The following is a 13,630-nucleotide window of genomic DNA, read 5'->3' on the forward strand; positions in this document are numbered from 1 at the left end:
CAGGCGTTCGCGGGCGGAGCATCGAACGGTATGGACGACAAGATCCCCGCCCGGTTGAGGGCATCCGACGGCGACCGAGAACGCGTCGCCGCGACCATCCAGTCCGCCGGTTCCGAAGGCCGGCTCACGCTCGAAGAGGTCGAGGAACGGCTCGGCGCGGTCTACGCGACGCGGTACGTCGACGAGCTCGGCGCGCTCACCACCGACCTGCCGCGCCCCGAAGTCGCGCGCCGGCCGGAATCCGGCTGGCCGCTCACCCGCGCCGCGTTGCGCGAGCACCCGGCGCTGAGGATCCACGCCGCGATCGTCGTGGCGCTGGCGGTGCTGCTGATCGTGCGGTGGGCGGTGCTGGGAGTCGGGTTCTTCTGGCCGGCGATGCCGTTGTTCTGGCTGTTCGTCACCCTCGTGGTGCACGCGCGGGTGCGGAGTTTCCGGCGGCGCGGGGAAACCCCTGTGCCATACTGATCGCGTGCGGCACAGCAGTGAGCGATTTTTCTACGGGACCCGGACTCCGGCTCCCGTGATCGCGTAGTGCCCCACCCGCCATCACCCGCAGCCCCGGAGTCCACGGACCCGGGGCTTTCGCCGTCCCAGGGGCCACTGGGAGTCCGGACTTCAGAGAGGTCCCGATGAACGCGCAGACTCAGAACGCCGACGGACAGCCCGCCGAGAACACCGCTGCCGGCGAGGACATCTCCGCGCTGCGCAAGGAGATCGACTGGCTCGACGCCGAAATCCTGCGGCTGGTCAAACGCCGCGTGGAGGTGTCGCAGACGATCGGCGCGGCCCGCATGGCCGCCGGCGGCACGAGGATCGTCTACAACCGCGAGATGGACGTGCTCGCGCGCTACCGCGAACTGGGTCCGGAAGGTCGCCAGCTCGCGATGGCGCTGCTCAACCTGGGCCGTGGCCGCCTCGGCCGATGAACTTACGGCCACATCGGGGACTTCCCCGATCCGCCGGTCCGCGAAAACGGGCAGACTGGACCCATGATTAACGTCATCGCCGTCATCATCGCGATCGCGAGCGTGCTGGCGGCACTGGGCCATGTCGGTTACCTGGCGCTGCTCAACAACGCGGCGGGCAAGCGAGCCGGCGGTGCACCAGTCGCGCAGTACGTGCGCAGCCGCTGGGTCATCGCCGGTGGTACCACCGCGGCATCACTGTTCGCTTGGCTGCTCACATTAGGGGGAACTGGGGCCGACATCGTCGCCATCATCATTGCCGTGGGTAGTGGTGCTGTGGCGACGAAGGCACTCAAGTCGACCCAGGAGAAGTACCGTAGCGGAGGGTGACCGGCGCAAGCTGCGGAAATCGCACTGCGTAGCGTGACCCCGCGCCCGTTCGGTCACACCCGACAGAGTGAAACCTGTGCAAGTTGCAGGTTGCCCCGAGACTTTCGTCTGGCGGTTTCCTAGTCTTGGGTTCGTGAGGACCCATGCGTCTGGGTCGGGCGACCCCCGGAGGACGCGCGGGAGCTGCGGCTCCGCGCGCCCACTGCCGCGTGCGCGTGCAGATGCGCGGGAGTTCGCAAGTGTGGACGCAAGTGACTCCGTTCGCGCCTCTGCTCCGATCGGGTTGATCGGAGTGCCGGTGCCGTCACGCTCACACCGGGGAGGGGTCGGACGGGCATGACGGGAAACGCGATGGGTGGGTCGAGAAGGTCGAACCACCCGGACACGGTGACGGCCGCGGAGGTCACGGTGCCGGGCAGGCACCGGGCTCGCAGTCTTCAGGACACGGACACGTGGACGCCCGTGGTCCCGCCGCACGGCGGAGGCCACCACCGCCACCGGCCCGGCGGCGAGCACGTCAACGCACCGGCCGGCGCCCTGCCGTTGCCCCCGCCCCGCCGGCGGGCGGCCGATCCGCGCTCGACGTTCGCGCCGTTGCACGGGACTCTGCCCACGCCCGGGCCCGGAGTGCTGCTACCGCATGCCCCGCAGGCCCGGCAGACGCCCCCGCGCCAACCGATCGCGCTCCCGCAACCGACGCGCAGGCCGGACGAGCCGCGCGAAGAGCACCGGGTCCACGAGGACTACCGCGCCTACGCCGCGCTCCCCGAGCACGCCCTGAACGGACGCGGCCCGTACGCGCCGCCGACGCGAGCCCGCACCGAGCTGCCCCAGCCCGGCCACGGCGACCGGGGCTCCACCTCCGGCCGGCTCGACGAGTCCGGTCCGATCGACGGCCCTCCGGCGCCCGCACCCGAGTCACCCTGGAGCGGGGCACAGTCCGGCGACCTCGCCGACGCGGCCGGGCCGGAGTTCGCGCAGGACCAACGACGAACGCCCGCCACGCAAGCCGTGCCGCCGCTGCTCGGCGACCTCGCCGAGGTGGCCGGGCCGCAGTTCGCGGACGACGAGCGGCGCGGGCCCACCGGACAGGCCGTGGTACCGGACCCCCAGCCCGTGAGCGAGATCGACCGCGCCTGGGCGGCGCCGGGGACCACGCGTTCGCTCGCCGACGTGCCGATGCGCGACGGGCTCGGCCGGGCGCAGGTGCGCCGCAGCCGGCGCGAGCGGGTCGCGGCGACCGCGGCCACGCTGGCCCAGCCGCAGGCCCCGGAGCACGACGAGGCCGAGCTCGCCCGCGCGCACGTCGAGCTCAGCGCGCCGCCGGAGCCCGCCGCCGAGCAGCCGGCGAAGCCCGAGCCCCCGCGGCGCCAGCGCGTCACGCTGCGGGCCCCGGCCAAGCCGCGCGTTCGCGGTCCGTTCGACGACGCCTCGCTCGACGAAGACGACGAAGTGCGCGTGTACGCCGCTCCCCTGCTCGACGGGCTCGGCAAGTTCGACCTCGGCTCCGTGCCCGCGTCGGTGACCCCGCCCAAGACGTGGCGGAAGGCGGCGTGGTTCGCGACCGGCGCGTCGGGCGCGGTGGTGGTCGGGCTGCTGTTCGCCGGGACCTTCCTCGTCGGCGGACCCACCACGACCACCGACGCGCTGGGCGGCGGCTGGCCGGGCCGGCAGAACGGCGGCAACCCGCTGATCCTCCCGGACCCGTCGCTCGGCCAGCAGGGCAGCACGGGTGGCGACCCGCATGAAAGCAGCAGCTCCGGCGGCAGCCGCTCCGGAACCCGGGACGAAGACCCGAACACCCACCCGCAGAACGCCGTGGGCTCTGGGACCAGCGAAGACCAGTCGCCGACGGACACCTCGTCCGGCGGCGACTCGTCGGACCCCGTCACCACCGGGCCGACGTCGACGCGGGCCCAGCCGCCCGCGAAACCGCCGATCACCCCGGCGCAGCGCGAGACCTCGCCGACCACCGTCTTCTACGCCGCCGGCCAAGACCCCAAGGCGATGGGGGACAACTCCGAGAAGTTCTTCAACACCGTCACCACCGACCCGAACGAGGCCGCCGCCGTCACCACCGGGGACCTCAAGCAGGAGGGCCCGCAAGGCCTGCGCCAGCGCTACGCGAACGTCGCGTACTTCGAGGTCAAGAAGGTCGAGATCGACCCGGACAACAACACGACGGTCAACACGCTCGAGGTGACCCACACCGACGGCACCAAGACCGTCGAGCAGCGCACGCTCACCTTCGGCGACGACGACAAGATCGCCGACGACGGCGCCTGACCAGGCATGATCGTCCGGCACGGGCCGACGTTTCGTGCAGGTGCAAAGTGCCCGTTCCGATGCACGTGCGGTGCGGTAAGCGGTTGAGCTTGCTCCGGGTGGGTGACATAAGCTGCCGCTCGTCGTATGACGACGGCATTCCGCCGACTGAGCCTGGCGGGCGCCCGTCGCCACAGGGTTACCTGGCGACAGCGGGTCCGGGAACCGACCACGAATCGGCCGACCGGACCAGCGGCGGACTACCGAACGGCCGTACCGCCGTCCCCCGAAACCCCAGAGCGAGGACTTCGTGCTTGATCGGCAGCGCACACGGCGTGAGACCCGCGAGGTCACTGCCGTCCGCGTCGAGGACGTGATCCCTCCCGAGCTGCTCGACGGCGTCGGCGACGCGGACCGCGACTACCTCGAGCAGGTCTTCCGCGAGCCGCAGAAATACCTGCCGCCGCGGTCGCACCGCGCGGAGACCGCCAGATCCGCCGAGCCGGCCGAAGAGCCCGAGAGCCGCTTCGCCCGCCGTGCCAAGCAGGTGGGCCTCGTCGGCGCCGGCGCGCTCGTCGCTGGCGCCGTGGTCACCGCGGCCCTGCTCAGCGGCGGCCCCCGGCCGAACACGCCGGTCGCCGAGGACACCATCCCCACCGGTTTCAGCGGCGCCGCCGCGCTCGGCGGCCAGGCCGTGCCCGGCCCGCAGGAGCACGGCGCCGGCGGCACCACGTCCGGGCACCGCGGGGGCATACAGACCGAGTCCGGCACCGGCACCACGCAGCCGGCGCACGAAACCGGCTCGACCACGCAGCAGACCGGCGCGCCCAGCACGGCCGCACCGAGCACCACGCCGCCGTCGGAGCACTCCCAGGCCGCGGGCGCGGAGACCACGTCCGACGCCGACAAGCTGCGGGCCGTGAAGGCCTTCTACGCCTCGATCGACAAGAACCCCGACAGCGCGCTGGCGCTGCTCGCCCCCAGCCTCGCCCAGGGCGAAGCCGGCAGCCTGGTCCGCGCCTGGAGCGCGGCCCGCTCGATCGACGTCCAGGAGACCCGCGTACAGGACGACGGCTCGGTGGTCGCCGTCGCGGTGCTGCACCAGGCCGACGGAACACTGCTCCGCGTCACGCAGCTGTTCGACGTCGTGGAGCGCGACGTCATCTCCGAAGCGCGACTGCTCTCCGCCGTCGCATTCTCGTGACCTGCGGCGATCCTGTTCCGGGTAGACGATCAGACCGTGCCGAGTGTGTGTGCACAGAGTGAACGCCTAGCCTTGTCGCGGGCCGGTCTCGGGAAAACCGGCACACGGCCCACGACAGGTGCTTACGCTGCGGTGCTGCGGCCGGTTCGAGGTCGCATCTTCGGGGTGGGCACGTCCCGCTCCGGGCAGTCGGAGCCCCAAAGGGAGGTCGCGTGAGCGACGAGGGTCGTCTGGTCGCCGGCCGGTACCGCATCATCGGCCGGATCGGCACGGGCGCGATGGGTGCCGTCTGGCAGGCACACGACGAGGTGCTGGGCCGCACGGTGGCTGTCAAGCAGCTGCTGATGCAGCCGGGCCTCGATGAGCACGACGCCGAAGACGCCCGGCAGCGCACCATGCGCGAGGGCCGCATCGCCGCGCGCCTGCACCACCCCAACGCGATCTCGGTGTTCGACGTCGTCACCGACGACAACGGCCAACCGTGCCTGATCATGGAGTACCTCAACTCCACGAGCCTGGCCCAGGTCCTGCAGGAGCGCGGCACGCTGCCGCCGCTGGAGGTCGCGCGGATCGGCGCGCAGGTGGCCGCCGCGCTGCGCGAGGCGCACGCGGTCGGCATCGTCCACCGCGACATCAAGCCGGGCAACATCCTGCTGGCCGGCAACGGCACCGTGAAGATCACCGACTTCGGCATCTCGCGCGCCAAGGACGACGTCACGGTCACCAAGACCGGGATGATCGCCGGCACGCCCGCCTACCTCGCGCCCGAGGTCGCGATCGGCGGCGACCCGGGCCCCGAGTCCGACGTGTTCTCGCTCGGCTCCACGCTGTACGCCGCGTGCGAAGGCCAGCCGCCGTTCGGGCTGTCGGAGAACACGCTGAGCCTGCTGCACGCTGTGGCCGCGGGGCAGATCAACCCGCCGCGCCAGTCGGGCCCGCTCGCGAGCGTGCTCGCCGTGCTGCTGCACCCCGACATTCACCACCGGCCCACCGCCGAGGAGTGCGAAGAGCTGCTGGCGGCCGTCGCGCGCGGCGAGACACCGCTGGGCGGGCCCGCTGACGAGACCGTCATGGCGCCTTCCGCCGGCACACTGGGAGCCGCCGCCGTGGCCGGTGCGGCCGCCACGCGCCTGTTCCCAGAAGAGGACATGGACGACGCCGCGCACTCGGGCACGCTGCTCGACGCGCCCGGTCCGGCGCAGCAGTACTACGACGACGAGGACGAGTACCCCGAAGCCGCCGCCTACCCGCAGAACGACTACGACCAGTACCAGGCGGAGCCCCCGCTGTACGGCGACCCCGGTCGCAACGGCCTGGCCGCCACCCGCGCCGTCCCGACCCACGACGTCTACGACGACGACCAGTACGACGACGGCTACGACGAGCCGCCGCCCCCGCGCGCGCAGACCAGCCCCACCGACGACGAGGACGAGAAGCCCGGCGCGTGGAAGAAGCCGGCGATCATCGGCGCCATCGTCGTGGTCGGCCTGGTGGCGCTCGGCGTGTGGCTGCTGAGCTCGAACAACCCGCCGGACGCGTCGCAGCAGCCCGCGCCCCCTGCCACTTCGTCGAACGTGGTGCCGACCACAAGTTCAGTGCCTTCGACCGAGGAAGCAACCACGAGCGAGGAAGAGACGTCCTCTTCAGAGGAGTCCTCTTCCCGCGAGACGACGTCGTCTCGCCGGACATCCCAGCGGAACACTCCTTCGCGGGAGACCTCGTCCGAGCAGGAGACCCCGTCCACTACGTCGAGTTCGAAGACCGTCTCGCCTCCGACCTCGTCGGACACGTCCACGGGCAGTCCGCCGTCGTCGAACAGTTGATCCAGGATCAGATTTGAGTTCAGAAGGCACCATCGTCGGCGGCCGGTACCGGCTCGACCAGCCGATCGGCCGTGGCCGCGCGGGCATCGTGTGGCAGGCGTTCGACACGCGGCTGTTCCGCACGGTCGCGATGAAGCGCATGTACCTGCCCGTCGGCCTGCCGCCGGACCGCGCCGAACAGGCGCGTGCCACGGTGATGCAGGAGGGCAAGGACGCCGCGCGCGTGGACCACGCGAGCGCGATCACCGTGTACGACGTGCTGCCCGACGGACCTGACGTCTGGCTGGTGATGGAGTACATCCCGTCGCGTGGGATGGCGTCGTTCCTCGCCGAGCACGGGCGGCTCACGCCCGAACAGGCGGCGTCGCTCGGGATCATGCTGGGCGACGCGATGGCGGCGATCCACGCGGCCGGCATCGTGCACCGCACGCTCGAACCCGGCACGGTACTGCTGGCCGACGACGGCGGTGTGAAGCTCACCGACATCGGCATCACCGGCGGCGGGGCGCATCCCGCCTACCGCGCGCCCGAGGTCACCCGCGGTGCCCCGGCCTCGCCGGCCGCCGACGTGTTCTCGCTCGGCGCCACGCTGTACACGGCCGTGGAGGGCGTGCCGCCGTTCGGTGAGGACGGCGAGGGGTCCGAGCGGCCGCCGCAGAACGCCGGCGTGCTCGCCGGCGCGTTGCGCAAGATGCTGCGGATGGACCCGACGGCGCGCCCGACGATGGCCGACACGGTGGCCGCGCTCAGCGCCATCACCGAGGGCCGCGAGCAGACCGCGTTCATCCCGCCGACGGCGCCCGCGATGCCGACCATGCCCGTGTCGTGGCCGCTCCCCCTGCAGCAGTCGGGACCCGGTCAACCACCTGGTCAGCCTGGTCACCCGGCGCCACTGATGCAGATGCCGGTGCAACAGGTGCCCTACGCACCGGCCGCTCCGCAGCCCATGCAGCAGCCGATGATCGCCCAGCCCACGCAGCAGATGCCGCCCCAGCAGCAGCAGCAAATGCAGCCGCTGTCCGCGCGGTTCGTGCCGTCGGCCGCTCAGCAGGCGGCGTCGGCCGCGGAGGTGCGGCAGAAGGCGGCCGCCCGCCGGAAGCTGATCCTCACGGTTGCCGCGATCCTGTGCGCGGTGCTGATCGGCATCGGCGTTTCCGAGCTGTTCTTCGTCTGAGTCGTAAGGCCGTAAGGGCCGTCAGGCGGCCTTCGCGGTCGCCTCGCGCATCGCGTCGATCAGCGTCCGCACGGCCGGATTTCCGACGGCCCGCGCGGCGATGGCGGCGTGGATGATCCGGCACGGCTCGGGGTTGCGGATCCGCCGCACGGCCACGCCCGGGTGCGCGGGCCCGACGCCCAGTTCCGGCACCAGCCCCACGCCGAGGCCGGCCGCGATGAAACCCTGCGCCGTGAGGTAGTCCTCCGACTCGACCACGATGTTGGGCGCGAACCCGGCCGAGGCGCATGCGCCGTCGAGGATCGCGCGGCACATCCCGGGCATCGGGTCCACACCCACCCACGGTTCGTCGGCGAGGTCGGTCAGATCGAGCACGCGCTTGCGCGCCAACGGGTGCGCGCGGGGCAGCACCGCGCGGTACGGGTCGTCGAGCAGGTGCACGAGCTCGATCCCCTTCGCCGGCGGCGCGGGCCGCGGGAAGACAACGATCGCGACGTCGGCGCGGCCCTCCTCCACCTCGGGCATCGGGTCGTCGGGGTCGACGAGCTTGAGGTCGAGCCACACGCCGGGGTGCTCGCGGCGGACGGCGGCCACGGCGTGCGGGATCACCGACGCACCGGCCGTGGCGAAGTAGCGGATGGCCAGCTTGCCGGTGCGGCCCTCCTTGAGCTCGGTCAACGCCGCTTCGGCACGCGCCAGCTCCGCGCTCAGCGTCTCCGCGTGCTCCGACAGCAGCACGCCCGCAGCCGTGGCGCGGATGCCGCGGCCGACGCGTTCGAGCAGTTCGGTGCCAGCTTCGCGTTCGAGGACCGAAAGCTGCTGGCTGATCGCCGACGGGGTGTACCCGAGGTTGCGCGCCGCGGCGGTGATCGACCCGCTGGTGATCACCGCGCGCAGCACCTGCATTCGCCGCACGTCGAGCATGCCCGAATTCTACAGCTCTGCTTAAGCGTCCCTGCAGTTATTTTCGCTTGTCCTTACGTCTCGGCGGGGCCACGCTGGACCGTGGCCGTGAGGAGGAACTGGGGTGGGCGAGACGAAGACCCTGCTCAGGATTGCCGCGCTGGCACTGATGTGGGGTTCGAGCTTCTTCTGGATCAAGCTGGGGCTCGCGGCGTTCTCGCCGGTGCAGCTCGTGCTGGCGCGCTTGGTGCTCGGCGCCGTGGTGCTCGTGGCGCTGTGCCGGCTCGGGCGCCGGCGGCTGCCGACGGACAAACGCACGTGGCGCCACCTCACCGTGGCCGCGTTCTTCCACAACGCGTTGCCGTTCCTGCTCTTCGCGATCGGCGAGACCACCGTGGACTCCGGCATCACGGGCGTGCTGAACTCGACGACGCCGCTGTGGGTGCTCGTGGTGGCGCCCTTCCTCGGGGTCCGCCACCGGATGACGGCGCTGCGCGCGGCCGGGCTCGTCGTGGGCCTCGCCGGGATCCTGCTGATCTTCGCGCCGTGGGAAGCGTCCGGACTGCTGAGCTGGGGTGCGCTGGCCTGCCTCGCGGCGGCGGCGAGCTACGGATTCGCCTTCGTCTACGAGGGCCGCTACCTCTCGGACACGGGCGACTCGCCCTACGCGCTGTCGGGCGGGCAGATGATGATCGCCGCCGGGTTCCTCGTGCTGGTGGTGCCGTTCGGCGGGCTGTCGCCGGTGCACCTGACGCCGCTGGCCGCGTTCGCCGTGGTGATCCTCGGCATCGGCGGGACCGGGGTCGCGTTCGCCCTCAACTACCAGCTGCTGGCCAGCGAAGGCGCCGTCGCGGCGTCGGTCGTCGGGTACCTGCTGCCGATCGTGTCGGTGGCGCTGGGCGCGATCTTCCTGCACGAGCAGCTGAGCTTGCGCGTGATCGCGGGCATGGTCGTGGTGCTGGGCGGCGTCGCGCTCACGCGGGTGCAGCGGAAGAACGAGGCCGTGGCTCCGCCGCCGCTGGTCGCTCCCGAGCGAGTCTGACCCCACCCGAAGCGCCCCAATGTGGCGTTCGGTGCACAACGCAACGAACGCCGCATTGGGTGCGCTCAACGCAACCAACGCCACATTGGGGTGCTTCAGACGAGCCGGCGGTCCGAGGCCCAGCGGGACAGCTCGTAGCGGTTGGACAGCTGGGTCTTGCGCAGGACGCTCGACACGTGCGTCTCCACCGTCTTGACCGAGATGAACAGCTCCGACGCGATCTCCTTGTACGCGTAGCCGCGCGCGAGCAGGCGCAGGACGTCGCGCTCGCGCGGGGTGAGCAGGTCGAGCTCCGGGTCGTTGATCGGCGCCGAGCCGGGCCGGTCGGCGAACGCGTCGAGCACGAACCCGGCCAGGCGCGGGGAGAACACGGCGTCGCCGTCGGCCACGCGCACGATCGCGCGCACGAGTTCCTTCGACGAGATGGTCTTGGTGACGTAGCCGCGCGCGCCGCCGCGGATCACGGCGATCACGTCCTCGGCGGCGTCGGATACCGACAGCGCGAGGAACACGACGTCGGGCAACTCCGGGCGCACGCGGCGCAGCACCTCGGCGCCGCCGCCGTCGGGCATGTGCACGTCGAGCAGCACGACCTGCGGTTTGGTGCGCGCGATGCCGGCGACGGCGTCGGCCACCGAACCGGCTTCGCCGACCACCTGCACCTCGTCGGTGATCGAGTCGAGCTCCGTGCGGACCCCGGCGCGGAAGAGCGCGTGGTCGTCCACGAGGAACACCTTGACCGGCTCGCGCTGGGTCTCCGTCACCGTGCTGCTCCCTCGCTCGTTGTCGCCCAGGCTGAGCATAGCGACGTCACGCCGCACCCTTGGCCGCTTTGAGCGGCATGGCCAGCTGGACTTCGGTGCCCTCCCCCGGCGCGGTGCGCAGCTTGCACGTGCCGCCGTGGCGTTCCATGCGGCCTCGGATCGAGTCGGCGAGGCCGTGGCGGTCGGCCGGGACCACGTCGGGGTCGAAGCCCTTGCCGCGGTCGCGGATGAACACGGTGACCTCGGTGGGCTCGACCTCGGCGTACACGCTGACCTCGTCGACGCCGGCGTGCTTGGCCGCGTTGACCAGCGCCTCACGGGCCGCCTGCACGACGGCGGTCAGGGGTTCGTCGATCTCGACGTCGCCGACTACCACCTGGCTCACGGAGATCGCGAAGGTGTCCTCGACCTCGCCGCACGCGGCGCCGAGCGCCTCGGACAGCGGGACGGCGCCCTCTTCCTGCTCCTTCGACTTCTTGTCGCTCGGCTTGCCGTAGCCGCCGGGGCCGTAGAGCCAACCGCGCAGCTCGCGCTCCTGGCCACGCGCCAGCCGGGCGACCTCGTGCGGCTGGTCGGACTGACGCTGGATCAGGGCGAGCGTCTGCAGCACCGAGTCGTGCAGGTGCGCGGCGATCTCGGCACGCTCGTCGGTGCGGATGCGTGCGCGGCGCTCGTCGCCGAGGTCGCGGACCAGGCGCAGCCAGAACGGGATCGTCAGCACGGCGACGCCGACCAGCGTGGCGAGCACGGCGATCAGGGCGAACTTGACCTGGTCGAAGCTGCCGCTGCGGAAGACCACGACCCCGATGCCGGTGGCCACGAGTGCCACCCCGGCCAGAATCCGGATGATGGCGGCGCTGCGGCCGCCGCCACCCACGAACGCGCCCGTGACGCCGTCGCGCGCGCCCGTGCGCCAGCGCCGGCGTTGCGATTCGTCGGCCTCGCGCCAGACCACGGCCGCGCCGAGCATGGCGATGGCCAGCGGCACGGCGACCCAGCCGCGGATGGTGCCGCTGAGCGTGCCGCTCGCGATGGCGAGGCCGATGCCGAGCGCGATGAGGCCGAACGCCTGCTGACGTTCCTTCGTCGCCTTCTTGCTGTCGGCTTCGGCGGTGTCCTCGGCCTGCTGCGGCACGAAGACCCACAGCAGCCCGTACGCGAGCAAACCGGCACCGTTGAGCGCCGCGAGCAGCGCGAACGCCGTGCGCACCCACACCACGGGCACGCCGAGGTGGTCCGCGAGCCCGCCCGCGACACCGGCCACGGCCCGCCCGCTGCGGCGCCGGTGCATCTTCGGCCGCCCGGCCTGCCCGCTGACCTCGGAAGCACCGGAGGCACCGGAAGTCCCAGGGGTCCCGGATGCCCCGGATGCGGCGGTGGCCGTCACGACGGCAGGCGGCACCGGCCCGCGGACCGGGTCGCTCACCTGCCCGGCGGCGCCGAGGTCGAGGAAGTCCTGCACGCCGTCCATCGTCACACGCGGCGAGGAGTTCTGACATCGGGGAAGCCCCTGATCACGACCCGGACACCGGCCGCACTCAGGGGAAACCTCAGGGAACGTCCCCGATGTGGCGCCGCCGCGGGTCGCGCATGCTTTGCCGTATGAGTGGTGCGAACGAGGCGCCGAGCCCGAAGTCGAATCCTTTCAACGGCTTCGAGGAGACGGTGAAGGATTTCTGGGTGAGCCGGCCACGCCGGCCGCACGTGGGGCGCAAGGTCGCGGGGGTCGCGGCGGGGCTGGGGAACCGGTACGGCATCGACCCGGTCGTGATCCGGGTGGCGCTGGTCGCGGCGATGGTGTTCGGTGGCTTCGGGCTGGTGTTCTACCTGCTCGGCTGGTTGCTGTTCCCGAGCGAGGGTGACGAGACGTCGGGCTTCGAGGCGATGCTCGGTCGCGGGCACTCGACGATGTCGAAGGCGTTCGCCGCAGTGCTGACGCTGGCGTTGATCCCGGCCGTCGGGTGGACGTTCGGCAACGGCTGGTTCGACGGCGGTGGCCTGATCGGGTTCGCGCTGCTCTCGGCAAGCCTCTACCTCCTGCATCGCAGCCGCGGGCAGAACAACCGCCCGGCGCCGGTCGTCGCGTACCCCGCGTATGAGACGGCCCAGGCCGTGCCCGGAACCGGAGCCTTCACGATGACGGACACCACGACGGAGCCCATGGGCACCGCCGCTCCCGGCTGGGACCCGCTGGCCGCCGATCCGGCGGGCTGGGACCTGCCCGACCCGGCGGGACCGACGCCGGAGAACCCGTACCACTACGAGTCCGGCGATCCGACCCCACAGCCGCGTCAGCCGCGGTCGAAGATCGGCGGCGTGACGATGGCCGCGGCCGTGGTTGTGGCCGGCGTCGGCGTGGCCCTGAACCTCAACGGCGTCGACTGGTTCTCGGTGCGCCACATCATCGGCCTGGTGCTGGGCGTGCTCGGCGTCGGCATGGTGGCGGGCGCGTTCGTCCGCGGGTCCCGCGGGCTGATCGGGCTCGCGGTGCCCCTCGCGATCGTCGGCATGATCATGACGACCAGCGCGTTCAACGGCGTCGACCTGCGCGGCGGCGTCGGCGACCTCGACGCGACCCCGCACTCGGTGGCCGAGCTGCAGCCGGTGTACCGGCACGCGGCGGGCGACATCGACCTCGATCTGACGCAGCTGCCGGCCAGCGACCCGATCACCACCTCGGTCAGCAACGGCGCCGGTGACACCCGGGTCACCGTGCCCGCGACGGCCGACGTCACCTACACCTGCAAGAACTCCGCCGGCGACGTCGACTGCCTCGATCGCTCCACGAGCGGTGTCGGCCAGGCGGCCCTGACGGGCACCGACTTCGGCGACGACGGGCCCGGCGGACAAAAGATCACCCTGAACGTGACCAACGGTGCCGGCAGCGTGGAGGTGCTCCGTGACTGACAACTCGAACATCCCGACCCGCCGCCGCGGCGTGGATGTGATCACCCTGATCGTGGGTCTCGCGACCCTGCTGGTCTCGGGTTACGTGCTCTCCGACGGCGCGAGCTGGCTGCCCACCTTCGACTTCCGTTGGGTCGTCGCGGGCGGCGCGGTGTTCATCGGGGTGCTGCTGCTGGCGGCTTCCTTGCGGCGCAAGCGGTACTGACCCGCCGGAAGCACCACCGCACTACTGAACGGCGAAGGGCCCCGTCGA

The 13,630-nt window shown here is 71.9% G+C and carries 13 protein-coding genes; 10 read left to right on the top strand and 3 right to left on the bottom strand.

Annotation, left to right across the window (positions count from 1 at the left end; translation table 11 throughout):
* The first annotated feature begins 30 nt into the window (after window positions 1-30).
* The 7 genes from AB0F91_RS13295 (at window position 31) to AB0F91_RS13325 (ending at window position 7,761) form a co-directional block, all read left to right on the top strand.
* Window positions 31-465, top strand: a complete 435-nt coding sequence (locus AB0F91_RS13295; RefSeq protein ID WP_360597418.1) for a DUF1707 domain-containing protein — start codon at window positions 31-33, stop codon at window positions 463-465.
* Between the two features lie 164 nt (window positions 466-629).
* Window positions 630-926 (top strand): chorismate mutase, encoded by a 297-nt coding sequence (locus tag AB0F91_RS13300; protein ID WP_360597420.1) that lies wholly within the window; start codon window positions 630-632, stop codon window positions 924-926.
* A gap of 63 nt (window positions 927-989) precedes the next feature.
* Window positions 990-1,295, top strand: a complete 306-nt coding sequence (locus AB0F91_RS13305) for a hypothetical protein (protein ID WP_360597421.1) — start codon at window positions 990-992, stop codon at window positions 1,293-1,295.
* Window positions 1,296-1,631: 336 nt separating this feature from the next.
* Entirely contained in the window at window positions 1,632-3,581 is a 1,950-nt protein-coding gene (locus AB0F91_RS13310) for a hypothetical protein (protein WP_360597422.1), read from the top strand.
* Between the two features lie 289 nt (window positions 3,582-3,870).
* Window positions 3,871-4,764 carry a hypothetical protein gene (locus AB0F91_RS13315; RefSeq protein WP_360597423.1) on the top strand — a complete coding sequence of 298 codons (894 nt, stop codon included), beginning with the start codon at window positions 3,871-3,873 and terminating at the stop codon, window positions 4,762-4,764.
* A 212-nt stretch (window positions 4,765-4,976) separates the two neighbouring features.
* Entirely contained in the window at window positions 4,977-6,587 is a 1,611-nt protein-coding gene (locus tag AB0F91_RS13320; RefSeq protein ID WP_360597425.1) for a serine/threonine-protein kinase, read from the top strand.
* 13 nt (window positions 6,588-6,600) lie between these two features.
* Window positions 6,601-7,761: a serine/threonine-protein kinase gene (locus tag AB0F91_RS13325; protein WP_360597426.1), complete on the top strand. Its 1,161-nt coding sequence runs from the start codon at window positions 6,601-6,603 to the stop codon at window positions 7,759-7,761.
* 21 nt (window positions 7,762-7,782) lie between these two features.
* On the opposite strand, the gene AB0F91_RS13330 is transcribed toward AB0F91_RS13325, so the two are convergent.
* On the bottom strand, window positions 7,783-8,685 hold the full coding sequence (locus AB0F91_RS13330; RefSeq protein WP_360597427.1) for a LysR family transcriptional regulator: 903 nt from the start codon (window positions 8,683-8,685) through the stop codon (window positions 7,783-7,785).
* A 103-nt stretch (window positions 8,686-8,788) separates the two neighbouring features.
* Here AB0F91_RS13330 and AB0F91_RS13335 point away from each other — a divergent pair, with 103 nt between their 5' ends.
* Window positions 8,789-9,706 (top strand): DMT family transporter, encoded by a 918-nt coding sequence (locus tag AB0F91_RS13335; protein ID WP_360597429.1) that lies wholly within the window; start codon window positions 8,789-8,791, stop codon window positions 9,704-9,706.
* Window positions 9,707-9,801: 95 nt separating this feature from the next.
* On the opposite strand, the gene AB0F91_RS13340 is transcribed toward AB0F91_RS13335, so the two are convergent.
* Entirely contained in the window at window positions 9,802-10,509 is a 708-nt protein-coding gene (locus AB0F91_RS13340; protein WP_360597430.1) for a response regulator transcription factor, read from the bottom strand.
* Between the two features lie 7 nt (window positions 10,510-10,516).
* On the bottom strand, window positions 10,517-11,761 hold the full coding sequence (locus tag AB0F91_RS13345; RefSeq protein ID WP_360597821.1) for a PspC domain-containing protein: 1,245 nt from the start codon (window positions 11,759-11,761) through the stop codon (window positions 10,517-10,519).
* Between the two features lie 311 nt (window positions 11,762-12,072).
* On the opposite strand from AB0F91_RS13345, the gene AB0F91_RS13350 reads away from it, so the two are divergent.
* Both AB0F91_RS13350 and AB0F91_RS13355 read left to right on the top strand, forming a co-directional pair.
* Window positions 12,073-13,377 carry a PspC domain-containing protein gene (locus AB0F91_RS13350; protein ID WP_360597432.1) on the top strand — a complete coding sequence of 435 codons (1,305 nt, stop codon included), beginning with the start codon at window positions 12,073-12,075 and terminating at the stop codon, window positions 13,375-13,377.
* Window positions 13,370-13,582, top strand: a complete 213-nt coding sequence (locus AB0F91_RS13355) for a hypothetical protein (RefSeq protein WP_285970580.1) — start codon at window positions 13,370-13,372, stop codon at window positions 13,580-13,582. The genes AB0F91_RS13350 and AB0F91_RS13355 overlap by 8 nt, the downstream gene beginning before the upstream one ends.
* Window positions 13,583-13,630 lie beyond the last annotated feature (48 nt).

This window comes from Amycolatopsis sp. NPDC023774 (assembly GCF_040639695.1).
Taxonomy (GTDB): domain Bacteria; phylum Actinomycetota; class Actinomycetes; order Mycobacteriales; family Pseudonocardiaceae; genus Amycolatopsis.

Bases quoted from the DNA above. Each gene is read 5' to 3' on its own strand.
- AB0F91_RS13295 (WP_360597418.1), top strand. From the start codon at position 31: ATGGACGACAAGATCCCCGCCCGGTTGAGGGCATCCGACGGCGACCGA.
- AB0F91_RS13300 (WP_360597420.1), top strand. From the start codon at position 630: ATGAACGCGCAGACTCAGAACGCCGACGGACAGCCCGCCGAGAACACC.
- AB0F91_RS13305 (WP_360597421.1), top strand. From the start codon at position 990: ATGATTAACGTCATCGCCGTCATCATCGCGATCGCGAGCGTGCTGGCG.
- AB0F91_RS13310 (WP_360597422.1), top strand. From the start codon at position 1,632: ATGACGGGAAACGCGATGGGTGGGTCGAGAAGGTCGAACCACCCGGAC.
- AB0F91_RS13330 (WP_360597427.1), bottom strand. From the start codon at position 8,685: ATGCTCGACGTGCGGCGAATGCAGGTGCTGCGCGCGGTGATCACCAGC.
- AB0F91_RS13340 (WP_360597430.1), bottom strand. From the start codon at position 10,509: ATGCTCAGCCTGGGCGACAACGAGCGAGGGAGCAGCACGGTGACGGAG.
- AB0F91_RS13345 (WP_360597821.1), bottom strand. From the start codon at position 11,761: ATGCACCGGCGCCGCAGCGGGCGGGCCGTGGCCGGTGTCGCGGGCGGG.
- AB0F91_RS13350 (WP_360597432.1), top strand. From the start codon at position 12,073: ATGAGTGGTGCGAACGAGGCGCCGAGCCCGAAGTCGAATCCTTTCAAC.